This is a genomic window from Achromobacter spanius, assembly GCF_029637605.1.
Lineage (GTDB): Bacteria > Pseudomonadota > Gammaproteobacteria > Burkholderiales > Burkholderiaceae_B > Achromobacter > Achromobacter spanius_E.
Map to the genome: position 1 here is coordinate 2,481,118 of NZ_CP121261.1, position 22,200 is coordinate 2,503,317.

25 protein-coding genes and 1 tRNA gene are annotated in these 22,200 nt (G+C 64.8%); 4 read left to right on the forward strand and 22 right to left on the reverse strand.

The features are described from left to right. The 18 genes from P8T11_RS10930 to P8T11_RS11015 all read right to left on the reverse strand — a co-directional run bounded on the left by P8T11_RS10930 (position 1) and on the right by P8T11_RS11015 (position 15,269). The gene (locus P8T11_RS10930) at positions 1-2,082 is read right to left on the reverse strand and encodes a hypothetical protein (RefSeq protein ID WP_268081929.1); all 2,082 of its coding nucleotides are present in this window, start codon (positions 2,080-2,082) and stop codon (positions 1-3) included. Continuing rightward, on the reverse strand, positions 2,082-2,747 hold the full coding sequence (locus P8T11_RS10935) for a DUF2612 domain-containing protein (protein WP_268081928.1): 666 nt from the start codon (positions 2,745-2,747) through the stop codon (positions 2,082-2,084). Before P8T11_RS10935 ends, P8T11_RS10930 begins: the two co-directional genes overlap by 1 nt. Next, positions 2,747-4,198: a hypothetical protein gene (locus P8T11_RS10940; protein WP_268081927.1), complete on the reverse strand. Its 1,452-nt coding sequence runs from the start codon at positions 4,196-4,198 to the stop codon at positions 2,747-2,749. Before P8T11_RS10940 ends, P8T11_RS10935 begins: the two co-directional genes overlap by 1 nt. 33 nt (positions 4,199-4,231) lie before the next feature. After that, a complete protein-coding gene (locus P8T11_RS10945; protein ID WP_268081926.1) occupies positions 4,232-4,636 on the reverse strand; it encodes a hypothetical protein in 405 nt (134 codons plus the stop codon). After that, complete coding sequence (locus P8T11_RS10950) at positions 4,636-5,331, reverse strand: Gp138 family membrane-puncturing spike protein (RefSeq protein ID WP_268081925.1); 696 nt, start codon at positions 5,329-5,331, stop codon at positions 4,636-4,638. The genes P8T11_RS10945 and P8T11_RS10950 overlap by 1 nt, the downstream gene beginning before the upstream one ends. After that, positions 5,328-6,269 carry a phage protein gene (locus P8T11_RS10955; protein WP_268081924.1) on the reverse strand — a complete coding sequence of 314 codons (942 nt, stop codon included), beginning with the start codon at positions 6,267-6,269 and terminating at the stop codon, positions 5,328-5,330. The genes P8T11_RS10950 and P8T11_RS10955 overlap by 4 nt, the downstream gene beginning before the upstream one ends. Then, positions 6,256-6,588 (reverse strand): phage baseplate plug family protein, encoded by a 333-nt coding sequence (locus tag P8T11_RS10960; RefSeq protein WP_268081923.1) that lies wholly within the window; start codon positions 6,586-6,588, stop codon positions 6,256-6,258. Before P8T11_RS10960 ends, P8T11_RS10955 begins: the two co-directional genes overlap by 14 nt. Next, the gene (locus P8T11_RS10965; protein WP_268081922.1) at positions 6,585-7,172 is read right to left on the reverse strand and encodes a phage baseplate protein; all 588 of its coding nucleotides are present in this window, start codon (positions 7,170-7,172) and stop codon (positions 6,585-6,587) included. Before P8T11_RS10965 ends, P8T11_RS10960 begins: the two co-directional genes overlap by 4 nt. A gap of 8 nt (positions 7,173-7,180) precedes the next feature. Next, a complete protein-coding gene (locus tag P8T11_RS10970; RefSeq protein WP_268081921.1) occupies positions 7,181-9,568 on the reverse strand; it encodes a tape measure protein in 2,388 nt (795 codons plus the stop codon). Positions 9,569-9,570: 2 nt separating this feature from the next. Continuing rightward, positions 9,571-9,720 carry a hypothetical protein gene (locus tag P8T11_RS10975; protein ID WP_164741192.1) on the reverse strand — a complete coding sequence of 50 codons (150 nt, stop codon included), beginning with the start codon at positions 9,718-9,720 and terminating at the stop codon, positions 9,571-9,573. Continuing rightward, a complete protein-coding gene (locus P8T11_RS10980) occupies positions 9,717-10,253 on the reverse strand; it encodes a phage tail assembly chaperone (RefSeq protein WP_278072171.1) in 537 nt (178 codons plus the stop codon). The genes P8T11_RS10975 and P8T11_RS10980 overlap by 4 nt, the downstream gene beginning before the upstream one ends. Then, complete coding sequence (locus P8T11_RS10985; RefSeq protein WP_268081919.1) at positions 10,202-10,630, reverse strand: phage structural protein; 429 nt, start codon at positions 10,628-10,630, stop codon at positions 10,202-10,204. The genes P8T11_RS10980 and P8T11_RS10985 overlap by 52 nt, the downstream gene beginning before the upstream one ends. A gap of 13 nt (positions 10,631-10,643) precedes the next feature. Next, positions 10,644-12,002 carry a DUF3383 family protein gene (locus P8T11_RS10990; RefSeq protein ID WP_268081918.1) on the reverse strand — a complete coding sequence of 453 codons (1,359 nt, stop codon included), beginning with the start codon at positions 12,000-12,002 and terminating at the stop codon, positions 10,644-10,646. Positions 12,003-12,064: 62 nt separating this feature from the next. Then, a complete protein-coding gene (locus P8T11_RS10995; protein WP_268081917.1) occupies positions 12,065-12,589 on the reverse strand; it encodes a phage neck terminator protein in 525 nt (174 codons plus the stop codon). Positions 12,590-12,957: 368 nt separating this feature from the next. After that, positions 12,958-13,350, reverse strand: a complete 393-nt coding sequence (locus P8T11_RS11000; RefSeq protein ID WP_268081915.1) for a hypothetical protein — start codon at positions 13,348-13,350, stop codon at positions 12,958-12,960. A gap of 158 nt (positions 13,351-13,508) precedes the next feature. Continuing rightward, positions 13,509-14,192, reverse strand: a complete 684-nt coding sequence (locus P8T11_RS11005; RefSeq protein WP_268081914.1) for a hypothetical protein — start codon at positions 14,190-14,192, stop codon at positions 13,509-13,511. Then, positions 14,179-15,033 carry a YdaU family protein gene (locus P8T11_RS11010; protein WP_268081913.1) on the reverse strand — a complete coding sequence of 285 codons (855 nt, stop codon included), beginning with the start codon at positions 15,031-15,033 and terminating at the stop codon, positions 14,179-14,181. The genes P8T11_RS11005 and P8T11_RS11010 overlap by 14 nt, the downstream gene beginning before the upstream one ends. Beyond that, the gene (locus tag P8T11_RS11015) at positions 15,030-15,269 is read right to left on the reverse strand and encodes a transcriptional regulator (protein ID WP_268081912.1); all 240 of its coding nucleotides are present in this window, start codon (positions 15,267-15,269) and stop codon (positions 15,030-15,032) included. The genes P8T11_RS11010 and P8T11_RS11015 overlap by 4 nt, the downstream gene beginning before the upstream one ends. Before the next feature lie 71 nt (positions 15,270-15,340). Between P8T11_RS11015 and P8T11_RS11020 the strand changes: the two genes are divergently transcribed. After that, positions 15,341-16,414, forward strand: a complete 1,074-nt coding sequence (locus tag P8T11_RS11020) for a S24 family peptidase (protein WP_268081911.1) — start codon at positions 15,341-15,343, stop codon at positions 16,412-16,414. A gap of 57 nt (positions 16,415-16,471) precedes the next feature. Here the strand turns inward: P8T11_RS11020 and P8T11_RS11025 are convergent, their stop codons facing one another. The 3 genes from P8T11_RS11025 to P8T11_RS11035 form a co-directional block, all read right to left on the reverse strand. Further along, positions 16,472-16,921 (reverse strand): PA2169 family four-helix-bundle protein, encoded by a 450-nt coding sequence (locus P8T11_RS11025; protein WP_268081910.1) that lies wholly within the window; start codon positions 16,919-16,921, stop codon positions 16,472-16,474. Positions 16,922-17,031: 110 nt separating this feature from the next. Further along, positions 17,032-17,595: a hypothetical protein gene (locus P8T11_RS11030; RefSeq protein ID WP_268081909.1), complete on the reverse strand. Its 564-nt coding sequence runs from the start codon at positions 17,593-17,595 to the stop codon at positions 17,032-17,034. Positions 17,596-17,682: 87 nt separating this feature from the next. Then, positions 17,683-18,291, reverse strand: a complete 609-nt coding sequence (locus P8T11_RS11035; RefSeq protein WP_268081908.1) for a glutathione S-transferase family protein — start codon at positions 18,289-18,291, stop codon at positions 17,683-17,685. Positions 18,292-18,403: 112 nt separating this feature from the next. On the opposite strand from P8T11_RS11035, the gene P8T11_RS11040 reads away from it, so the two are divergent. Continuing rightward, positions 18,404-19,384, forward strand: coding sequence for a helix-turn-helix transcriptional regulator (locus P8T11_RS11040; protein ID WP_268081907.1), 981 nt, complete (start codon positions 18,404-18,406; stop codon positions 19,382-19,384). Positions 19,385-19,418: 34 nt separating this feature from the next. Here the strand turns inward: P8T11_RS11040 and P8T11_RS11045 are convergent. Beyond that, positions 19,419-19,494 (reverse strand) — tRNA-His (locus tag P8T11_RS11045). A 210-nt stretch (positions 19,495-19,704) separates the two neighbouring features. Here P8T11_RS11045 and cls point away from each other — a divergent pair. Both cls and P8T11_RS11055 read left to right on the forward strand, forming a co-directional pair. Then, positions 19,705-21,162, forward strand: a complete 1,458-nt coding sequence (cls, locus tag P8T11_RS11050; protein WP_268081906.1) for a cardiolipin synthase — start codon at positions 19,705-19,707, stop codon at positions 21,160-21,162. A gap of 32 nt (positions 21,163-21,194) precedes the next feature. Beyond that, positions 21,195-22,109: a LysR family transcriptional regulator gene (locus tag P8T11_RS11055; protein ID WP_268081905.1), complete on the forward strand. Its 915-nt coding sequence runs from the start codon at positions 21,195-21,197 to the stop codon at positions 22,107-22,109. The last annotated feature ends 91 nt before the right edge of the window (positions 22,110-22,200 follow it).

Below are 22,200 nucleotides of genomic sequence, written 5' to 3' on the forward strand. Positions count from 1 at the left end.
TTAATAGCGGATGACAATCAGGCCATTGCTGCCCGCACTGCCAGATCCTGTCGAACTGGTTCCGCGTCCCGCACCTCCACCTCCCGGGAAACCGCCACTACTTCCAATGAAAGGTCCATTTGCTCCTCCTGCACCACCGAATGGAGAGCCTCCCCCTATACCTCCGGTCGCGCCATTGGAGGTCATCGAGCCACCCGCGCCGCCCGCGCAACCCGGCGACCTAACCGCTACCACTCCTCCACCGCCAGTGCCGCCAGCTCCGCCGTCGCCCACGCCATTCGGTTTGCCGCCTGAGCCACCAACCGCAGAGAGAACCCCAAAAATTGTCGAGCCGCCATTACCGCCGCCCCCTCCACCGCCGCCACCTCCGCCGCCTACCCCCACGGAATAGGAAACTGCACTGCCTGGTGTCACGGAGACAATTGCGCGTGCGTACTCGCCAGCCCCTCCTCCTCCCGCAGCGGTGGCCCCGGCTGTCCCGACACCTCCACCACCTCCCCCCGCGCCCCACATCTCGACGTCGAGGAAATAAGTATCTGCGGGGACAGTAAACGTGCCACTACCCGACAGCGAAACAAGGGCTCGTGGAGCAAACTTGGGGACGGCCGCAGCCAGCGTCTGCGCCGTAATGACTTTGGTTGCGGAATCGCCAGCGAGTGCCTCAGCGATCGTGGCAACATCCGCACGGCCGAACGCCAGGTTGCCGCTTGCCAGCGTCTGCACCACGGTCTCGAACGCCGTGACCGGTTCGACCTTCCAGCCCACACCCCACGCCGCTACCGTTGCGCCCGTGGTGTTGTACTTGGCCAGCACTTCGGACACCGTCACGGTCGGGTAAGACCAGGGCTTGGTCGTGTCGCCGATCCAGATGCACGGGGCACCCGCCGCGTCCGAGCCGAACCGGATCGGCAGATCAGAGACGGCACTGCCTGCCAGCACTGTCGCGCCGCAGCGTCCCCATGCCTTTGTCGTTTGCAGATAGCCATGGATCAGCAGCGACACGGGGGGTACGCCATCCAGGTACTCGAACACATCCACGCGCAGGCGCAGCATTGTGTTCGCGCCTACCGCCGCCGCGGGCAGCGTGATCTTCATTGCACCGGTAATCGTGCCGGTGTGGGTGGAATACCCGCCACCATCGGGAAGCAGGACATGCGCCGTGCGGCCTGATGTGGTGTTCGCGCCGTATTGCGCGCCCAAGGTCGCACCCGTGTTCAGAAGCACCGGGCCGCTGAGGTCGCCACCCGCCTTCGGCAGCGCCTGGATATCTTCCAGCACCTGCGCCGGTGTCCTCGATACCAGCGCACCCGTTCCCGCACCCGTCACATACGAACCTGCCGCGACGGTGCCCAGACCCGTGCCGCCGCGCGCCACCGGCAAGGTGCCGGTCGACGCCTTCGACACATCCAGCGCCGTCACATTCAGCGCCACGTTGCCCGACCCATCAAAGCTCACCCCGCCCGCCGTGGCCCCGCCCGTGACGGAGAATAAGCGCGTCGTGGCCAGCTTCGTCGCGGTGGCCGCGTTGCCGACGGCGACCGACCCGGCCGACGACAACCGGCCCTTGGCGTCGACCGTGAACGTCGGCACCGCGTTGGCGCTGCCATAACTGCCGGCGGTCACGCCGCTGGGACTCAACGTCAGTCCCAGGGACACATTCGCGGATCCATCAAACGACCCCGCGCCCGTCGCGTCGCCGGTTGCGGCGATGGTCCGTGCCGTCGCCAGCTTGGTCGCGGCGCCCGCTGTCAGCGACGATGCCGTTCCCGACAAACGCGCCACCGGCACCGTACCGGCTTTCAGGTTGCCGGCGTTCAGATTCTGCTGCGCATAGCTCAGCGCATCAAAACTCGTCGCCGCCAGCGGCCGGCCAGTTACCGCCGCCAGGCCGTCCAACTGCTTGTACAGCCAGGCCAGCCGTTCGTCGGTGGTCTGCTGCACCTTGTTGAATTGCTCCACCGAAGGCGGAACGGATCCGATGAATGACCAGCCGGTCTTGTATTGCAGATCGGTAATGCCTTCGGTCAGGCCGTTCTGTGCCCAGGTTGATTTGAAGAGGTCGAAAAAAGTAGGGTCTGCCATCAGTAAATTCCTCGCGCCAGCACGCCGACGCCAAAGCCAAAGAAACCTTGCCCGCGAAAGCCGAAGGGCTTTTCGGTTGAGCCGGTGATGAGTTGCACGCCGACGCCGGCGGCTTGGGGCACCCACTTGTAGGGGTTGGCCATGAGTGGGTCGTTGGGGCCGGGAATGCGGCTGACCCAGATGCGGATCTTTGCGTTGCCGGCGTTTTGCACCACGACCCGCGTCACATCGAAGATCGGCTTGAGCGAACTGGCGATCTCCGGCGTGGTGCCGTGGCCGTTGTTCAGGGCGATCTTCCAGTACAGCAATTTGCGGTATTCGGCATCGAGCAAGGTGGTGGACCCGGCCAGGGCGCGCTCGTTGGCGCGACGCAAGCGCGCAACGCCGAAGCTGCCCACGTTCGGCTGCCCGTCGAAACCGAAGAACCGGATGTAGATCGCTTCATCAATGACGCGGGGCAAGCCCACGATCTCGCCGATGCCGTCCAACTGCCGGCCGACCGCCGTATCCAGCCAACGGTCTTCGTAAAGCGCGCGCAACGCGCCCTGCAGCCCCTGAGCGGGCTTGAGCAGCGCCTTGACCAGCGCTTCCAGTCGCCGCTTGGTTTGGAACTGCCCCAGCCAATGGCCCCAGGCCACGTGTGCATGGTCTTGGTTCAGATCCATCACGTCACCTCGATGCGCGACAGATCAAACGCCGCCACCTGAAAGTCCTGAATCGTGACGTTTGCCGCGCGGTAATCAGCGGGCGTCGGCTTGAAGGCAGGGTCGGTCGAATACGCCAGCGTCAGGTCCACGGATGCCAGCCCAGGCGTACGGAAAATTGCGCCGTAAAGCCGTTGCAGCACGACGTCTTCGCCGATGCTGGATGCCTCGCCCACCTCGGCCAGGCCGTCCGCAATGCGCTGAAAGCCATCGGGCGGGAACGCTTGTTCGGATGGCGGCAACAAGGTGGTGGCGCAGCGCACCCACAGATAGACGCGCTCGGGCCGGTCGAAACGGATCACCTGATCCGCGCCGTCCGCGTCCTTGACCACCCCCCGGCGCTGGCCATGGGTATCGATACCGGCCGCCACCACACGGAAAATGGCGTCCGCCACTTCATCATCCAGGCCGCCGTCGGCCACCACGTGCACGCTGTGCGGCGGCCGGCCCAGCGCGTCCGGCGTGTCCGTGCTGTTCATGAAGACTTTGACGGTGCGCACGCCGGCCACGCGGTCGCGCACGTTGGGGGCAATGCTGGGTAGCGTGGCCGCGCCCAGCCGAAACAGGCCCGTCGGATAGCGGGCGCGCAACTCGGCGGCGGTTTCCGCAAGACGGCCCGCCACGCCCTCTTGCAGGTTGTTGACGGCTTCCCACCCATCGACCTGCGTGATGATTCCGTTCAAGTCCCCCACGGCGGCGCCTTCGGCCGACGCGCCGATCGTGGTCGCCAAGGCGGGCGACCCCAGGCGGATCAATGACAAGTTGGTCGACCACGCAAACGCCGCCGACTGGCGGCCGTCCGAGTGGATACGCACGGCGGCGCCATCGCTAGAAACCTCCAGTCCGCTTGCGGCCAGCGCCGCCACCAATCCCGCCAGCACCTGGGGCAGGTTCGCGGTGGCGCCGCTGGTATAGGAATGGTCCACCCCATCAATCGATACCGTGTACGCGGTCTGCGGGGCAACATCGGGCTGCAACGTCACATCCGCCGCCGCGCCAGCCAGAATGCGCGTGGCGCTGTCCACCGCCCACACATTCTGGCTGACGCGATGCCGTACTTGCGCGCCCGCCGGCACCGTTGTGCCAGGCGCCCCGTACAACACCACATAGGCCCGCGAAGGTTCATCGCGGTAGCGCGACACGCCGGTGAACGACACGGACCGGTCCAGGGACACGCCCGTCGCCGAGCCCGGGTACATCGCGTAATACACGCCTTCGGCCTGCTCCCACAACGTGGCTTCGCGTTCCGCGAAGGTGTCGATCAGCAGGCCGGTAATACTGTCCGGGCGGGTTTCCACCGCGCCATTGAATCCGGCGGATTGCATGCGCGCGCGCAGGTCCGCCACGATCTCCTGGCGGATTTCGGGCAGGCGCGGGCGTACGAACCCGTCCGGTGTGACACCGTAGGCCATAGATACCTCAACAAAAGTAAGGGAAGGAAGGGACTAGGACGTGCTTGATGCCGTAGACGAGGACGCACCCGAAGACGACCCCAACAGCACCACGCGATCCAGCCGCCCGTAGGTCGTGTCGGCTTGGTAGGTAACGCGCAGCACGCGCAGTTGGCGTTCCATCTGCAACTGCATCGCCTGCACCTGGGTCACCCCCGGCACCGCGCGGATCCGGGCGCGGAAGATGGCTTCGATGCTGGCGCGGTCGGGCGACTTCACCAGCACGTCCTCGAAGTACGGAACACCAAAAGTGGTGTCCAGAAACCACTCGCCCAGGAAGGCGAGCAAGGTCGTTTTGATCTGCTGCGCGATACGGTCGGCGCCATCCACGAATGACGCGCGGCCAAGCAGATCCAGGTCCAGGTCGTGGTCATCGGACAAGGCAAGGTCCAGGGTCATCAGATTGGCCCCTCGGTTGTGCCGCCCGCGTAGGCGTGGCGATGCGTGTCGCCGATGCTCTTGCCGTTATGGGTGATCGCGCCGCCTTCGTAGGCCACGCCACCACGGATGCGCATCGACGCACCGCCCTGGCCGCCCTCGCCCGACATGCCTTGCGTATAGGTCAGCGGCCCGTTGATCGTGACCGGGGTGTTGAAGGTGGCTTGTTCCGCTTGCACCGTCCAGGTCTTGACGTGAAAAGTCAGGTCGCCCGTGGGTGACAGTTTCAGCGTGCCAGGTCCGTACTGGATGCTGACATTCTGCGTGTCGGCCGCGATCGTGCCTGGCCGCAACAGCGGCGAGGCAAACGCATCCGACAGATCAAACTGGCGCGGGTCATCCGGCGGGCCGTTATCGCCCGCCAGCCAGTTCTCCAGCGCGCGGGCGGAGAACGACAGCTTGATCGCGTCGCCCGGCGCCAGCGGCACCGAGATCAGCGCCTGCGCGCCGTTCACATCGCCCACCGGCCAACACACCGGCACGCGCACCACTTGCGGCGGCGGCAAAACGTCGCCATTGGCCAACCGCTTGGCCAGCGCGGGGCGGGCTGTGACGAACGTGCCGTCATAGGCGACGACTTCGCCCGGCAGCGTCGTGTAGACGTCCGCCAGCTCCGTCGCGATAAGACGGCGCATCAGGGTTACCGCGTTGTTCATGACTGCTCCTTTTTTGCGGAGGTTGGGTGGGGGTCGAGCAGGGTCAATTCCGTTTGCCAGTCGCCGCCTTCGCTATCGCCGGTATGGCGCACGGTTTCCGCGCGTTGAAAGGCCGCTACCGAACGGCTTTCCAACTTGACGAGATCACCGGGGCTGATGGTCGGCAGCAACAGCGACTTGACCTTCCAGCCGTCGCGCTGCTGCTGGCCGCTGGCGGGCGTGGCGGTGGCGGCGGGCGCAGCGGCACCGTCCTGCCCCGGCGCCTTTGCCTTCGATTTCGCCTTCTCGCTGGCGGCTGCCCGCGTGCGTTCGGGTTGGCCCAACAAGCCGGTGTCCACGGCCAGCACAACGGCTTGCCGCCGCGTGGTGCCCAGCCGCTGCACAACCTGCAACTGCTGATTCTGGATCGACCATTCCAGCCCGGTTCCCTGCGTGACCTTGTGCAGTGCCGTGCGTGCCGCGCCGTAGAAAGAAACGCCCTGCTCCCACCGACGGTCGGGCGCATCGTCGGCCATGAGCAACGGCAGGCCCATTTGCCGCGCGATGTCGCGGATGATGTCGCTGGCGCGCGCGCCAGGCCCCAAGCCGATCGAGACCGCCGTGTCGCGGACTTCGATATAGCCGTCCTTGACCGTCAATTCCGTCACCACGTTCGGCTGGTCATAGCGGGTATACGCATACACGATGCTGCCGGACGCCATCAGCAAGGGGCCGCCCTCTTCCGCATAGCCCGCGTACAGCACACAGCGCAGGCCGGGTTCTTCCAGCGTGCGGCGGGTTTGCGCGGCCAGGTTGTACACGGTGATCTTGGCGTCGTTGGGTTCTTCGGCGGCGGTCTTGGCGATGTCGAAGGTCATGCGTATGGGCGGCGCAATCTCCAGCCCTTGTCCGCCGGTCTTGCCCACCAGCAGCCGGTAAACGCGGTCAAACCTGGCCATTGGCCACCTCGTCGGCGTTGATGTAGAGCAGCGCCACCTCGCCCGACGGCAGCGCCGCACGGCTGATGGTGTCGCGCCGGTCGGGCGCCAAGGCCACCAGTTCGCCGGCGGGCACGGATAGATGCCGGTACCCCGCCAACAAGCGGGAATCCGGGACCACCGCAATGCCCGCCACGATCAGTTCGTTGTAGGCGTTCTCGATGGACAGCACCCATTGCCGCGCCTCGCTGTTCCACGACAGGCGCAAGAAGTAAGTCATGCCGTCCAGCTCCGTTTCAGTGAGGCTGTCGTTGGCGTCCGGTACGAGTATCTGGATCATGCGCTCAGAATTCCTGACGAGTTGAAAATGTCGCGTTGCTTCTGGCTGGCGGGCACGCCGTTTTGCTTACCGGCGTTGGCTTTGGTGGTTCCGGCCTTGTCCGTTGCGCTGCCCGAGGTTTTTTCCGGCGGGATATCCGCCTGTCGCAACGTCACCTTGCGGATGCGCTTGAAGCTGGCGGATAGTTCGAAGCGGTCGCCGGCGCCGTTGCTGCGCCCGATGGAGCAGCTTTCCATCACGAAGTCGGCGTAGACATCCAGCCCGGTCGTGATGGTGATGGGCAGGCGGTCCGCATGGATCTTGCGCAGCGCGTCCTTCGCGCCGATCAACTTTGACCGGCCGGCGCCCAAGGCCGCGCCGCGCAGGCCGCCCAGCAAGCTGATGTCAGCCGCCGTCACCCAGCCGTCCAGCGTCAGTTGCTCGGAATCCGCCACCACGTGGTCCGTAACGGGCGGGCCGTCTTCCACGGCAAACGACGTCGCGCGGCTGGTGAGCGTGGTCTTTTCGTTGACCAGCGCGTCCAAGGGCAAGGTGCCGATGCTGCTGCCGCCATTCCATCCGAAGATCATGGAAACAAAGTTCATTGCGACTCCTAGGTGGTGGCCTCAACGGGAGACGCCAGGTCCCACGCATTCGTCAGGTAGTTAAAGTTTCGGTACAGCCCCTGATCCACGCCTTGGGCAACCGCCCCGCGCACGGCCTGGCTATCGCCCCCCGACACGTTGACGACAATGTCGTTGCGGTTCTGGTACATGAATGGCGCGCGACCGGGCAGCGGCCCGGGGCCGAACACGTTGGCTGGAGGCACGACCGGAAGCGAAACACCGCTTGCCACGGCCCACCATGCAGCTTGGTCGCTCGGCAACGCGCCCGACTGCAAGCCCTGCTGCCCACCCTGTTGCCCCTCCGACTTCCAACCGTCCATCACCGACGCCTGCGCGTCCGGTTCGGATTTCAATGCGTCCGGCACCAAGCTCAGGAACCAGTCCTTGGCCACCTTAAGCTTGTCCAGCACCCAGGTCTGGATGGCGTCGCCGATCTGTTTGATCGTGGCCATCATCCGTCCGCCCATGTTCGAGAAGAACGTCCACAAGCCGTTGAACGCACCCGCCCAATGCGCGATGGCGCCGTCCCAGTCGCCCTTGAAGGCGGCCACGACGCCGTTGACAAGCGCGGTCCAGAACTGCCAGATAGCCGCGATGTATTCGATGACCGGCCCCAGGAAGGAGTCAAGGGCCATCGCCATCAGCGCATCCCAGGATGCCGAGATGTATGCCTTGATCACATCCCAGTTTTCCCAGACCTGCCACAGCGCGACGGCCAGCATCCCAATCAACGAAATGATCCGGCCGATCGGCGTCATGGCGAAGGCGTTCCACAGCATCGGCACGACGACTGTTGCCAGGTTCAGCAAGAATCCGCCGATCGGGGACAGGATCTGCCACAGGCCATAGGCCAGCACGCCAATCGTTCCGAAGCGCTGGATCCACGGCCCCAGCGCCTCGCCCGCGCCTCCCAGCAGGTCCTTCACGAAGCCCAGCACGGCCGACACGGCATTGAGCTCGTCCTGCCATTGCTCCACGCCGCCAATCCAGCCGCCCAGCACGGAATCGCCGCCGCCCAGCCAGTTGGCGATGTCTTCCCCGATCAGATAAATCGTGGTCAACACCGCCGCCATGCGCAGCATCGGCGCGAGTGATCGGCTCCATACCGACAGCATCTGCATCGCGCCCGCCGGCCCACGGCGCATCGCCATCGCGGCATCCAGCCCGAGCGCGGCGCGCGTGGCGGCGACCAGCGCTTGAAACAGGCCGACCGACAATACGCTGGCACGCCGCAGCCAGTTGCCCAACGAGACCAGCCCGATGCTGGCGCCGGTCAGTGCCAACAGCTTGACGACCGCGTCGATGTTGTCGGCCAGAAACAGGATCGACGCCGTCACCCCGTTCAGCACGCTGCGGCCTGCCGGCAAGGCCTGTCCGACATAGCGCTGCAAGGCGTCGTTGAACACCGTCATCGCTGCCGTGATGGACGCGGGCGCGGCCTCGGCTTCCGTGCGCATGGCGGGCAACTGCGATTGCAGCGCGGGCAATGCGCGGTCGGCCGAGACCTGGCCGCCTTGCACCTGCTGGCGCAACTGGACACGGTCCACATTCAGGCCGGCAGCCAGCGCGTCCTGCATGCGGCGAGGCAGCGCGTTGTATTCCTCAAGGCCCAGCCTGCCCTGTTCCACCATCTTCAACAGCGCCGCCACGACACCGCCCCGGTCCTCGGCCGGGGTCTGCGACAGGCGCATGGCCAAGGCCACGGCCTCGGTGATGCCGGCAGCGTCACGCGGGGAACGCCCGTGGTCTTGCAGCGTCTGCGCGGACCGGGCATAGGTGTCGACGTTGTCGGCATACGGCGTGCGGCTGGCGCGCGACACGCGGGCCAGGTCGCGGTCGGCCTCGACCGCTTGCGCGCCCGATCCCGCCGCTTGCCGCAGGCGTTCCTGGATCTGCACCCAGGCGTCGATGCCGCTCAGGATGCGCTTGAGCGGCGATGCGCCAAGCGTCAGTTCAACAACGCCGCGCAAGCCGCCCAGCGCGGTCGCGTGCTGGCGGGGCGCCGGGATGCCGCCTTGCGGCCGGGCCACGGCGCTTTTCGCCTGCGGGTTTGTTGCCTGCGCACTTGTGGCTTGGCCGCTTGTTGCCAGCCCGCCTGTTGCCTGTCCGCTTGTCGCCCGCCCGCCTGCTGCCTGGCCGCTTGTTGCCTGTCGGCTTATCGTCGGTCCGCTTGTCGCCAACACGCGTATCGCCTGCTGCGTGCTCACCACGCTGGGCAACACGCCCGCCAACGCGCGTCGCATGGCGGCGCTGGCCCGGACGGTTGCGTCAGCCATGGATTGCAGCATGGCTTCAAACGCCTGCTGGTAAGCCTGCAAGCCGCTTGTGTCCACGTGGTGGCGCAGCAGCGTCACCACCTCTCGTACCACGATCATCGTTACCTCGCCTTGTTATCTGCCGCAGCCTGCGCGGCCTGCTGGGCATCCATCAGCGCATTGAGCTTCAGGATGTCCAGCAGATCGATGTCGCCGCGCTTGGCGGCGTCCAGGCTGACATGGCGGGCCAGGATGGGCCGCCAGATGATCAACTCTCTTTCGAAGCCTGCGTCGAACCGCCCGACAGGCTCGCCAGCTTCGCGCGGGCCGGACCAAAGCGGCCGGCCCAACGCGCCAAAGGGCCGGCGAAGTTGTGCTCAAGAATGTGGAACAACAGCTCCAGGATTTCGGCGTAGTCGGCAAAGGCCAGGCCGCGATGGGCGGACGTCAGCTTCTGGGGCTCGCGGCCGGCCAGCTCGAAACTGACCAGCTCCGGGTCGATCAGGCGCTCGGCCCAGCCGCCCAGGGCGTCGCCGCCCAGCTTGGCCGAGAGCTCCCGGAAGGCATTCAGCATCGCGCTTTCGTCGCGGCCTTCGCTGGCGCCTTCCACGTTGAACACCGAGGTCAGCATCGACCCGGCGGCCGGCAGCACTTCCTTTTGCAAGTCGCCCAGCAGCTTCAACTGGCGGAAAGGATCGAACCGCGAGATCCGGAAGATAGTGGTGCCGATGGTCACTTCCTTGACGGCGCTCATCAGGTATTGCCCCCGATCACGTTGATGGCCGGGCCGGTCTCGATCGTCCATTCGCGGTTGCCCACCTTGGCGCCGTAGCCGGCGTCGGGCATCTTGACGATCCACGCCGAATCCGAGGCATGCAACGACGTGCCGCGCAGGTCGGTCACCGACACCGGCACGGCGCCGTTGCCCTCGGTGGCGCGGTCGGCCTGGTGCAGCGCGGTCAGCGCGGCGTTGCTGGCGCTGGTCTGCATCAGCGTCAGCGTGATGCGCAAGCGCGAATCGCGCGACATCGAGCGCGCCACCTCGCCGTCGACCCCGACGACGGAGGCAATGCCTTCGCCGATTTCGGCGACGGTGACAAAGGTGTCTTCGGCAAGGCCCGAGATGGGCAGCGCGCCCATCACGATCTTCACCTGGTTGGGTGCGTAGGTTTTGACAGACATGGATAGGCCCCGATTACAGTTGTTGGTAGGTGAGGTTGCCCTTGATTTCGGCAACATGGATGGCGCCGGCAAGGCGGGCGCTGAAGCTCAGGTCGCGCAGGATGCGGTTGGCCTTGTCGTTCGTCGACACGCTGGCCGCGCGCGGCACGTTGATGACAAAGCCGGGAATCTTGCGGCCCGCGTCATCGATTTCATCGGGCGCGACCAAGCCACGGCTTTGGCCCAGCAGCAGCGCCTGGCGGATGCCGTTGACCAGCACCTGGATGCCGGCGTCGGTGTACGGCACCTTGCCGTTGGCGTTGATCAGTTGCGACGCCACGTTGATCTTCACTTGCTCGGCCAACCAGTCGCGGCCACGGATCACATCGATCCATTCGCCCGCGGCAACCTTGCCGTTTTGCGTCACGGCAAAGTTGCGCATCTGCTCGAAGGTGTTGGCGTTTTTGGCATGCGCGGCCAGCGCCTGGCCTTCGGTCAGGCTGTCATAGCTGACGCCTGAAAGCCGCGTGTTGGCCCACGTCTCACCGCCCGGATAGAAGGTGAAGCGGTTGGCGGCGACGGCGGCGTCCAGGGCTTCGCTGGCGGCCTGGCCGTGGTACCAGACATGGGTGCGGAAGAACTGCTTCTGCTGGCATTGGGACGCGATGTCGTTGGACGCGGCGGCATCGATGATGCCGGCCTGGGCGCTGGACACACCGAACAGGCGCTCGTTCGATTCCACCCACTCGGCGGCGTCCAGCACATCGGCTTCGGCACGGCTGGCCAAGGACACGCCGTACCAGTCGCCGTTTTCACGCAGGCAGGCGTTCAACGCGGCCGACGGGGTTTCGGTGCTGACCGGCGCGGCCAGTTGCAGGTTGCCCTTCACGGCGATCGCAACCGCTTGGCCGGTCTCGGCAGCGGTTACCGTGACATCGGCGCCCGTGGCGGCTGCCGTCACCGGTGCATCGGTGTCGGCGATGACGGCGGCCAAGGCGGTGGCCAGGGTCTGGGGCGTGCTGTCGGGCAGGCCCGACGTCGCCACGTCCACCTTCTGCACCGCGCCTTGCGCATCGCGCCACGACAGCGAAACCAGGTACTCCGACACGGCGGCGCGCGTAACGGTCACACGCGACGTATCCACTTGGCGGCGGCCCACGAAAACGCGCGCCACGGTCGGGATCTGCTTGAACGCATCGCGCACAGCGATGTAAAGCGGGTCGGTCGGCGCCATGCCCATGTCCAACAGCTCGCCCGGCTCGGTCAGCGCCAGGATGCGGTTGACGGCCAGCGCGTGCGCGCCAAGAATCAAGAGGTCAGAGAAGTTCTGCTCCTTGATCGCCGTGGTGTTCAGCGAGATCGCCACATTGACGATCCGGTCGATTTTTGCCATTTGCGGCTCCAAAAAAAAACCGCCCAAGGGCGGCGGGGACTACGTTAAGAAGGCCTGCGACGCTATTGCGCCGGGTCGGTCTTCGCGGAGAAAGAGGTTTCCAGGGTGGGCGTGGTGCCGCCCGTGGTCGTGATCGTGCCGGTCACCGTTTCAATGACGCCGACAAAATCGGTATAGGTCTGCGCATAGCGGATGCCCAGTTCAAGCACGCCCAGGCGCTCACTTGCCGCGCCGGCGCTGTCAGGCGGCACGCGCTCTATGCGGCCGGCCTGAAACAAGGCCAGGCCCAGCGCTTCGGCTTGTTCTTCATAAACGGGATGGCGCAAGACCAGGCCCATCTTGTCCAACGCGCGATACGCATCCACTCCCACGCTGCGCAGCTCGACGGTGGCATCGCGATGGTCGTGCACCGGCTGGTTCCCGTCGTCATCGACACGGCCCGTCTCGACAGGCCCGGCCTGCACCCAGCGCACGGCCATGGCGATATATGGCGACGGCGGGAAGGTCTCGGTATCGTCGGAATGCGCCACCGGCACGCCGCCGGCAGCGGCGCTTATCAGCGTAAGGATTGCGTTGTCGGGCGTCATGTCGGCTAGTAAAAGGTTCGGAAAAAACAAAAGCCCGCGAACCGTTGAAGGTAGGCGGGCTGCATTTCGTGTGGGCGCAATGCCCCGCGGCTATTGTCTCAAATCCGGTCCCAAATGCGCAGGGTTTTTATGAAGTACGTGTCCCAATTCCGACCACGCATAAGTCGCGGATTTTGTATTGCCGCCACAACGATGCACATGGCCGGCATCCAGCAAATGGTCCAGCACCCGGCGGGCGCCACGCCGCATGGCTTCTTGCGAGGCGGGCGTCAACGGCATGCCTCGGCTGACGTGCCGCAGTATTTCCGCCATCCTGAATTCACGACCCGGGTACGCGGCCAGCAGATCAATGACCTCGTGCGCGTACTTCATTTGAATTCCCTCCAGACCTGTTGCTTGAAGCTGCCCAGCGCTACCTTGTAGTAAGGCAGCGTGACGCCGAGGGCGCGGCAGGCCTTTTCCTGACGCAGATGCGCGGGCAGGTCCGCGTAGTCGGCGCGACGCGTGGTTTCCGCCTGCACCACGCGCCGCTCAACCAGCGGCAACGCTTCATACAAGGCATGCACGCGGCGCGCGCGTTCGTGATTCACCGGAATGCGCAGCGGCTCATCGTCGTCCTCGTGACCGGGTAGCGGCGGAAACGCGCACACGTCCGGCGCGTCTTGCATCATGCGGCGCGGGCCCGGCCAGTCGCCTTCCCATTGCGATCTGGCCCAATTGCGGATTTCGTCTTCCACCCAACGCGGTAAGCCTGCTTGCATGCCTGCCTTTGCTTCCATTGTCTTGTTGCCTCGTACTTGATTGCGGATCGCGGAACCGCTTGGGTGTCCCGTGTCGCATCCCCTCTTGTGTTCCGTTTTGTGTTCCGCTTCGGGTCTCATTTTTTGTCCCGCTTCGCATCCCGTTTCGTGTGCCTGTGTCATGCGCCCTCCGGCTCGGTGGTGTGCCTGGCGTGCGTCAGCATCTCGGCGATGGCCTTGGTGGGGTGTCCGCCAAGCGCGATGCGCGCCTCCCATCGGTCTATCCATTCGCGATGCGACCGGCTGCGCGGCTCCAACAGCTTTCCCGCCCCCATCTTTTTCAGCGCGGCTTCTGCTTGCGCGCGCGTGGCCAGCGTCTGGCCTGGCGCGGGCAGTGCCGCGCGCGGTGGCGGAATGTCGAGCCACGCGCCTTTGCTAAGCTCCTCGGTCAAGGTCCTTTCCCACCGCGTTTTGATGGCGCCGTAATTGCTGTTGAGCAGGTCCACCGTACTCACCCCAACCGCCGCCCAGTACACAGCGGGGTGTGACCAATCACCGGTCTCGCCGCGCCGCCGAGCCGACACGCCGCGCACGGCTTCGTGATACGCCAGCTCGGGGATCAGCCACGGGCAGCACAGCTTCAGAAATTCCGGCAACGTCGGCGGCCACTCGCGCGTCAGGCACGCCGTCAGCCCACGCCTGACTTGCGCTTCGGTCAGCCCCGACAACTTTTGATTCCAGGAATCCTTCAACTCGCGCGGCGTCAGGCCTTCCCACTGCTGCGCAAACTTCGCGCCGTACAGCAGGTGCATTTCATTGACGACCAGCGCGCCCAGGCTGGTGGACGATTCAGCGACTTGCATCGATCACCCCCATGTCGATCTCGCCACGTACCCGGCCTTCAGCCAGCACGCTGCGCAGTTCAGATGACCAGTCGGCGCGTTGCCCTGCGCGGCTGCTTGCGGCGATGCGCGGCCTATCGCGCGGTGGGTACAGCCCCAGATAGCCGCTGGCGATGCTGTGGGCGATGACCTCGCACGCGGCAATGCCCTCGGCGCGGTAGCCCGCAAGCTGTTGCAACTGCCGCCGCGCGCCCTCTTCGGTAATCGGCTTCTTGCGGGCTTTGCGATCCACTACCCAACTGACCCAGTCAGCGCGGTCCAGCCATTCGGGCAATGCAACGCCCGTGGCGTCAAAACCTGCATTGCGCTTGCATGGCCCAGGTTCCTTTTTTTTCTGGCTTTGGGTTCCTGGTTCTGGTTCATGGTTGGTTGCACGGGTGTTCAACGGCTGTTGCGCCGCCCCGTCCTGCTGTGCCGCTTCCAATGCCACGTTTTCTGCCACGTCCTCTGCCGCTTTCACCGGCCGGCAAGCCAGCCGCGCCCGCTTGGCCGCGCTGGCCTTGCCAGCCGCGGACTTCGCTTCCTTGTTGCCGTGGTAGCGGGCAATCTCGGCATCGCAACGCGCATGCCGCCAGCCTTGCTCGGTGTCCACGAAAAATTCGCCCAGCACCTGGACCACCGCGGCCTGCTCTTCGTCAGAGCGCGCAATCAACAAGCGGCAGAGCTTGTCGACGTCCCCGCACAAGGGGGCTTCGGTGTCGTAATAGAGTTCGATCAAGTCGCGATAGACGCTGCGTTCGATGCGCGTCAGGTGCCGCGTGGCGCTATTGAAATCGCCAATGTGATGGGGGTAGTAGTTCATTGCGCCTTGTGCCCTTCGGCCAGCTCCGGCCAGATTCGAATGCAATCCGTGGGACGCAAATCGCGCCGGGTGACCCAGCCGCACGTGGCCAGCTCAATCAGAGCGCAATGCTTGACCGGCACCGGCCGGCGCCCGGTGCGCCACTGGTAGACCAGCGCGGGCGATACCCCCACGCGCCGAGCCAGCGCCGCAGCGGTAATGGCTCCCTCGCAATCGAAATAGTCATGTAGGTTCATTGCCAAAACTATAGCTACGCTACATCTTATTAGCAAGCCATGCTATAGTTTAATTTGCATAGCATTGCTATATGAAAATGTGGACTATCGAAGAGGAAGCCGCCGCGCTGCGCGCACGCTTTGAAGGCGTGAACCGCGCGGCCTTTGCTCGTGACCACCAGGTGAAGGGCGGCCAGGCGATGATTTATCAACACATCACCGGCCGCCGTCCCATTGGGATTGAAGCGGCCATGGCCTATGCCGAAGGGTTTGGCTGCACGCTGGCTGCGATCAGCCCGCGCTTGGCAGCCGAAGCCAAGAAGGCCGCATCGCTGTCGGCGGCCGCGCCACTTGCCGCCCCGGCCACGGACGTGGCATGGCCCTTTGCTTCGGTGCCGCAGTCGCTGATCAAAGGCTTGGCCGACGATCAGCTCAAGCGCCTGGAAGGCGCGCTGCTATTGGCGCTGGGCCAGATGGGCGTCAAGACGAAAGCGGCGGCCGCGCAATCCAAGTCCCCGCAATCCAAGCGCGGCGCCCTATTGAATATCGACGCGATCGCGGACGAATTTCCCATGGCACCGGTATCGGCAGCGCCCTGGGATCCGGACGGCATCACCACGCATCAGGCCGAACGCATGCAGGCGCTGCGCATCAGCACCGCCGCCAACGTCGGCCACGTCGCGCACGCGGGCTATTCCGCCAACGACCAGGAATTCATGCCCGTCCCCGAGCTGGATGTGCGCCTGGCCGCCGGCCGGCTTGGCATCGAAAACTATCACGAGACCGAGATCGGCGAAATCCTGCTGCGCCGTTCATTTCTGGAATCGTTCAAGCTGCCGATCAACCGCATGAAGATCGTGTATGCGCAAGGCGACAGCATGGAACCCGTGATACGTAACGGCGGACCCATGCTGTTCTTCGAAGACCCCATCACCGACCCGCGCGAGATCGACCCGCGCACGGTCTACGCCATCAACCATGGCGGCAAGATGATCGTGAAATGCATCGCGCGGGAACGCGAAGGCGGCTGGCTGGCCAAGTCCTTGAACCCGGCTTATGCGCCTTTCGCGCTTGAGAAAGAAGACGGATGCGAGGTTCGCATCGTCGGGCGGATCTTGTGGTCGCCTTATGACTTGCGCAATGGGGTGGATGAGCGCTTGCTGTAGGGGTACGCCGAGGCTACACCTTTTAGGGGGGCTTGTAGGTGTAGCCCCGGTGACACCTTACTTCGCGGCCTTGTAGCGATTCCGCAGGTCGCGAATCTGATCGTGATTTCGCAATACGCCAGCCTGCTGCCGCTCCACGATCACGCGAATTTCTTCCGGCAGCGGTTCCTTCAGCGCGTCAGCATAGGCCGCCTTGGCCACGTCCTCGCCGCGCTCACACTCTTCCAAAATCGCCAGATCGGTGCGCCCGGCCACGGCGGCCTTCAGGTTGGTCCAACCGCGATGCACCGCGCCCGCGACCGTGCCACTGTCCTCGGGTACGCCACCCAACTGCGCGATCACGGTTTGCAACTCCGCAGCCCCCGCGGCGCAATCTTGTGCCCGGTTCCTGAATAGCAACTGCAGCTCGGGGTCCTTCGTATCATCGGCCGCGGCTTCAAAGCCCTTCTGTCCGTTCTTCGAGGTTTCGATGAGGTGGTTCAGTGTCTTGATGACGTGGTCAGCCATGTCCGGTCTCCTAGAGGATCTATCAAGCCGCGTGGGCGGCTTGGGAAACATGACGACAGCAAGTTCCATTCCCGGACTGGCTTGAATGCGGGCGGCGCTTTGTGAATCCCTTAGGCGCCCATCAGAATGCCAAGGCGGCTATCCCAGGTATCTCCGTAGCCCTTGCCGGGGACGGCGATGTGGATCAACGGCCTTTTAAGGTCGTTTGTAGAAAAGGCAAAATGGACATTCTTGAAAGCGAGTCCACCGTTGCCTGAAACCTCGGTCCATTTCAACTGCCACTGCCTGATATAGGAAAAGTCGAGCACCTCGCCCGGATCCTTCGCCCCCGATACCATGCAGAGTTTTCGGGTTGTGGGGTCGAACGCAATGACGACCTTTTTGTCTTTATCGCTAAGAATCAGCTCGCTGTCGACACTGTTTTCAGGAAAGGACGTACCGAGTCTTTGATTATGTTCGCGAAACTTGGCCAACAGCGCGTCATGCCGCTTCTTTTGGCGATGGATTGCCCAAGCAATCAGAGCAACGATGGTTAGGGCAAGAGAGATCCAATCAAACATGGCGCTGATTTCCGTGGGCGTATGAAGGTGTATCAGCGTTAACGGCAGCCAGGGCAAGAACTTGAATGAATCGGGCAAGAACAGGAAATCGCGGACACGATGCAGGCGGTTCATACCATAGTGCGTCAAGCCGGCTTGGACGCGGCCGCGCACGCGCGCGGCAACGTGGCGCGCGGGGTTGCTCAGCCCCCCCCCGTCGCTTCAGACCTCGCCTTGCATCGCAGGCCTGGCCTTGATCGTGCTCAGCCATGCCTGCACCTTCGGATGGGCGGCCACCGGCGCGCCCAGAAAGGCGGTGTAGCCGACCACCGACGCCACCGCCAGGTCAGCCAGCGAGTACTTGTCGCCCACCATCCACGGCTGGCGCGTCAGATGCGCATCCAGCAGCCCCAACAGCGAATCCAGGTCGGCGATGGCCCGCTCGGCCTGGCGGGCATCGCGGCTTTGCTCGTCGCCGTGGGCGACGACATACAGGCGCGAGACCACCGCGCCATACGTCACGTAGGCCCACGTGCACCACGACATGGCGGCCAGCCGCTGCGACGTGCCGGCCGCGGGCCACAAGCCCCGCTCGACGCCCCATTGTTCACCCAACCACAGGTGGATGGCCAAGGCTTCGAACAGCGGCGCACCATCCACGGTCAGGGTCGGCACCTTGCCGTTGGGGTTCAAGGCCAGGAATTCCGGGCGGCGCTGCTCGCCGGCCTGGATATCCACCTTGACGCGTTCGTGCGGGACCTGCAGTTCGGCCAGGGCGCAGGCGATGGGGGAGGCGCTGGACTGGGGGTACCAATGGAAAACGATAGACATGGACAAGCTCCGGATTTGGGGGAGTGCCGCGGCCCCATGGCCGCTGACGACGGACGAACTGTAAAATCCATTGCGGACAGCTTCCGCCCTTGATACAGGCTATCGTTGCCCGATGCTCAGCTCCAGCAACCGCCTCCTGCGCCTGCTTTCCCTACTGCAGACCCGCCGCCATTGGGCCGGCGCCGACCTGGCGCAGACCCTGGCGGTGCATCCGCGCACGCTGCGCCGCGACATCGACCGACTGCGCGAACTGGGCTACCCCATCCAGGCCAGCAGCGGTGTGGCGGGCGGTTACGCCTTTCGCGCGGGCAACGCCCTGCCGCCCCTGCTGCTGGACGACGACGAGGCGCTGACGGTGGCCATCACGCTGCGCACCGCGGCCACGGGCACGGTCGGTGGCGTGGAAGAAGCTGCGCTGCGCGCGCTGGTCAAACTAGAGCAGGTGATGCCCACGCGCCTGCGCCACAAGCTGGACGCGCTGCGGTCGGCCATCGTGCCGCTGCCGAGCCGGGGCCCGGTGATTGATGCGGGACTGTTGGCCGCGCTGGCCGCCGCCTGCCGCGACCAGTTGCGCGTCAACTTCGACTACGCGGACAGCCGCGGCCAGCCCAGCACGCGTCAGGTCGAGCCGCAGGGGCTGGCGCACACGGGGTATCGCTGGTATCTGGTGGCGTGGGATCCGGCGCGCGACGATTGGCGCACATTCCGGCTTGACCGAATCACCGGCGCGGTAGCGCTGGGCGCGCACTTCGCGCCGCGTCCGGCGCCCGAAGGTGGCGACCTGCGCGCCTATGTAACGCGGGCGGTGGGCCAGGCGCCCAACGCCGAAGAGGCACGCATCGTGCTGCATGCGCCGCACGCGGAGATCGCAGCGCGCATTCCCGCATCGGCCGGCCAGGTCGAGGCGTTGGACGATAGCCGTTGCCTGCTGCGCTGCACCGGCCAGTCGCTGGATGCGCTGACGTATTGGCTGCTGGCGCTGGAAGTGGAATTCGATGTGCTGGCGCCGGCGTCCCTGGCGCAGCGCTTTCAGATCGCAGGCGAACGGGTCGCCCGCATGCTGCAACGGCGGACAAGAAAAAAGCCGCTCTAGGCGGCTGATTTCATGCTGTTTCCAGCGAATTCTTTGGGGTGGCTGATGGGGCTCGAACCCACGACAACTGGAATCACAATCCAGGACTCTACCAACTGAGCTACAGCCACCTCTGGGTACTACTTCAGTAGCACTTTTCAGTACTACTTTCTTCTCCCCCGCCGCGCTTCAAACTGAAGCTCAGCAACGAAGAGGCCGAACTATAGCATATTTTTTGGGGCCGTCAAAAGCCCCTTATATCCCTCCCCATTGCCAACGCCACGCACCTTGCTATCCTTCCGCATGGCTCAACCCGGGAGGCCGACTTTTACGTCATCGCTATGGATCGCATACACGCAATTTTGATCGATTACTGGCCTCATCTGGTGTTTGCCGTCAGCATCGTGGCGGGGACGGGCGCGGCGGTGCATGCCGCGATGACCAAGCAGGACGTCCGGGCGGCCATCGGCTGGGTGGGGGTGGCGCTGTTTTCGCCGCTGTTCGGCGCCCTGTTTTATTTCGTGGCGGGCATCAACCGCATTCGCAAGACACGGGTGTCGCAACTGCGTGACGAAACCATGGTGGTGGACGCCGAACAGGTCGACACCTTGCCCGTGGATGTGGCGGCGGTGTCCGGCCCGCAGTTCGCCTCGCTGAAGATACTGGGCGACCACGTCAGCAGGTTTCGGCTGTTGGGCGGCAATGCGGTGCAGCCCCTGGCCGGCGGCGATGAAGCGTATCCGGCCATGATGCAAGCCATCCGCGACGCGCAGCACGCCATCGCGATGCAAAGCTATATTTTCGACAACGACGAGATCGGTCGCGAAATGGCGCAGGCGCTGATCGAGGCGCAGGCGCGTGGCGTGCAGGTGCGGGTGTTGATCGACGCCATCGGCTCCAAGTATTCGCGCCCGCCCATTGTGCGCATGCTGGCGCGAGGCGGCGTGCCGGTGGCGCGCTTCATGACGAATCCGCTGGGCGTGTTGCGCATGCCGTATGCCAACCTGCGCAGCCACCGCAAGGTGCTGGTGATAGACGGGCGCGTGGGCTTTACCGGCGGCATGAACGTGCGGGCGGCCTTTGTGACCGCGCTGGCGGGCGATGCCGTCAACCACGACACGCACTTCCGCGTGGAAGGGCCCATCGTGACGCAGCTGATGTCGGTGTTTGCGCACGACTGGAATTTCACGACGCATGAATCGTTGCCGGCACGGCCCTGGTTCGATCCGCACGCGCTGCCACCCACCGGCAACGTGCCGATGCGTTGCGTGCCGTCGGGGCCGGACCGTGCGCTGGGCAGTTCGCACAACATTTTGCTGGGTGCGTTGGCCGTAGCGCAGCGCCACGTGCGCATCCAGTCGCCCTACTTTCTGCCCGACCAGACGCTGATCGGCGCACTGGCCACCGCCGCGCGGCGGGGTATTCAGGTGGATATCGTCATCCCCAACAAGAACAATCTGCGCTTGGTGGACTACGCCATGTCGGCGCAACTGGACCAGGTAGTACGCACCGGCTGCCGCGTGTGGCGCGCGTTGGGCACGTTCGACCATTCCAAGCTGATGACCGTGGACGACGCCTGGGCCTACGTGGGTTCCTCGAACCTGGATCCGCGCAGCCTGCGCCTGAATTTTGAGCTGGACAGCGAGATCTACGACCCTACCGTGGCGCGCTGGATCGGCAACCGGATCGATGGGCTGATCGCGAATTCCAAAGCGGAAACCCTGGAAACCCTGACCAGCACGCCATTCGCCAAGCGGCTGCGCAACAAGGTCATCTGGCTGGCCACGCCCTATCTGTGACGCATCAAAAGCGTCCACGCTGATCTTGCAAGATGCGCTACGAACTCACCGACCTCCGCCTGTTCCTTGCCATCGCCGAGGCGCAAAGCCTGTCGGGCGGCGCCAATACCGTCCACGTGACAGCGTCATCCGCCAGCTACCGGCTGAAGAACCTGGAACTGGCGATGGGTGTGCCGCTGTTCAAGCGCGAGGCGCGCGGCATGGAGCTGACGGCGGAAGGCGCGTTTGTGCTGAAGCATGTGCGCTCGCTGCTGGCCGGCGTGGAGCGCATGCATGGTGAAGTCAGCGGCTTTGCCAGCGGGCTGAAGGGCAGCGTCAAGCTGTTCGCCAACAGCAGTTCGTTGAACGGGTTCATCGTGCCCAGCCTGAGCCGCTTTCTGTCGGCCAACCCGAATGTGAACATCCTGCTGGAAGAGCGCTCCAGCAACACGATCGAGGCCGCCATCGCGGGGCAGGAAGCGGATATCGGCATCTTCGCCGGCCATGCCGAATCCGCCGGAGTGCAAGCCATCCGCTATGCGATCGATGAACTGATCATCGCGGCGCCGCTGAATCATCCTGTGGTGCAGCATTCACCGGTTCGCTTCCCGGCGGTGCTGGACCTGGATTTCGTCTGCATGAGCCGCACCAGCAGCAACTACATCTTTTTGCGCGACATGGCCAAGCTGGCGGGCAAGACGCCCAAGGTGCGCATCCACGTGCATACCTTCGACGCCGTGCTGGCGATGGTTCAGGCCGGCGTGGGCGTGTCGCTGGTCCCACGCAGCGTGGCCGCCACCGCGCTGCGCGAACAGCGCATTGCGGCGGTGGCCATCAGCGAACCGTGGGCGCTGCGCGAATTGACGCTGGTGACGCAAGCCGACGAGCCGCTGTCACCGTTCGTGGAGCAGGTGGCCGAGTACCTGCTGGACGACCCGATCGTTGCCGCAACGCGCGACTCGGATTGATCGCCCCTTTGAACGGCTGCACCTCGACGGCCTGGCGCCTGGCCCTCGTCTGTCGCTTGGCGGGTCATCATCTGCTCAGCCCCGGATCAAG

Excerpts from the sequence above, each read along its gene's own strand:
- P8T11_RS11030 (WP_268081909.1), bottom strand. The coding sequence starts at position 17,595 with ATGAACCGCCTGCATCGTGTCCGCGATTTCCTGTTCTTGCCCGATTCA.
- P8T11_RS11055 (WP_268081905.1), top strand. The coding sequence starts at position 21,195 with ATGCGCTACGAACTCACCGACCTCCGCCTGTTCCTTGCCATCGCCGAG.
- P8T11_RS10990 (WP_268081918.1), bottom strand. The coding sequence starts at position 12,002 with ATGGCAAAAATCGACCGGATCGTCAATGTGGCGATCTCGCTGAACACC.
- P8T11_RS11015 (WP_268081912.1), bottom strand. The coding sequence starts at position 15,269 with ATGAACCTACATGACTATTTCGATTGCGAGGGAGCCATTACCGCTGCG.
- P8T11_RS10955 (WP_268081924.1), bottom strand. The coding sequence starts at position 6,269 with ATGGCCAGGTTTGACCGCGTTTACCGGCTGCTGGTGGGCAAGACCGGC.
- P8T11_RS10970 (WP_268081921.1), bottom strand. The coding sequence starts at position 9,568 with ATGATCGTGGTACGAGAGGTGGTGACGCTGCTGCGCCACCACGTGGAC.
- P8T11_RS10935 (WP_268081928.1), bottom strand. The coding sequence starts at position 2,747 with ATGGATCTGAACCAAGACCATGCACACGTGGCCTGGGGCCATTGGCTG.
- P8T11_RS11020 (WP_268081911.1), top strand. The coding sequence starts at position 15,341 with ATGAAAATGTGGACTATCGAAGAGGAAGCCGCCGCGCTGCGCGCACGC.
- P8T11_RS10945 (WP_268081926.1), bottom strand. The coding sequence starts at position 4,636 with ATGACCCTGGACCTTGCCTTGTCCGATGACCACGACCTGGACCTGGAT.
- P8T11_RS10985 (WP_268081919.1), bottom strand. The coding sequence starts at position 10,630 with ATGTCTGTCAAAACCTACGCACCCAACCAGGTGAAGATCGTGATGGGC.
- P8T11_RS11040 (WP_268081907.1), top strand. The coding sequence starts at position 18,404 with ATGCTCAGCTCCAGCAACCGCCTCCTGCGCCTGCTTTCCCTACTGCAG.
- P8T11_RS10965 (WP_268081922.1), bottom strand. The coding sequence starts at position 7,172 with ATGAACTTTGTTTCCATGATCTTCGGATGGAATGGCGGCAGCAGCATC.
- P8T11_RS11035 (WP_268081908.1), bottom strand. The coding sequence starts at position 18,291 with ATGTCTATCGTTTTCCATTGGTACCCCCAGTCCAGCGCCTCCCCCATC.
- P8T11_RS10950 (WP_268081925.1), bottom strand. The coding sequence starts at position 5,331 with ATGAACAACGCGGTAACCCTGATGCGCCGTCTTATCGCGACGGAGCTG.
- P8T11_RS11000 (WP_268081915.1), bottom strand. The coding sequence starts at position 13,350 with ATGCAAGCAGGCTTACCGCGTTGGGTGGAAGACGAAATCCGCAATTGG.
- P8T11_RS10930 (WP_268081929.1), bottom strand. The coding sequence starts at position 2,082 with ATGGCAGACCCTACTTTTTTCGACCTCTTCAAATCAACCTGGGCACAG.
- P8T11_RS11005 (WP_268081914.1), bottom strand. The coding sequence starts at position 14,192 with ATGCAAGTCGCTGAATCGTCCACCAGCCTGGGCGCGCTGGTCGTCAAT.
- cls (WP_268081906.1), top strand. The coding sequence starts at position 19,705 with ATGGATCGCATACACGCAATTTTGATCGATTACTGGCCTCATCTGGTG.
- P8T11_RS11025 (WP_268081910.1), bottom strand. The coding sequence starts at position 16,921 with ATGGCTGACCACGTCATCAAGACACTGAACCACCTCATCGAAACCTCG.
- P8T11_RS10995 (WP_268081917.1), bottom strand. The coding sequence starts at position 12,589 with ATGACGCCCGACAACGCAATCCTTACGCTGATAAGCGCCGCTGCCGGC.
- P8T11_RS10980 (WP_278072171.1), bottom strand. The coding sequence starts at position 10,253 with ATGGACGATCGAGACCGGCCCGGCCATCAACGTGATCGGGGGCAATAC.
- P8T11_RS10960 (WP_268081923.1), bottom strand. The coding sequence starts at position 6,588 with ATGATCCAGATACTCGTACCGGACGCCAACGACAGCCTCACTGAAACG.
- P8T11_RS11010 (WP_268081913.1), bottom strand. The coding sequence starts at position 15,033 with ATGAACTACTACCCCCATCACATTGGCGATTTCAATAGCGCCACGCGG.
- P8T11_RS10940 (WP_268081927.1), bottom strand. The coding sequence starts at position 4,198 with ATGGCCTACGGTGTCACACCGGACGGGTTCGTACGCCCGCGCCTGCCC.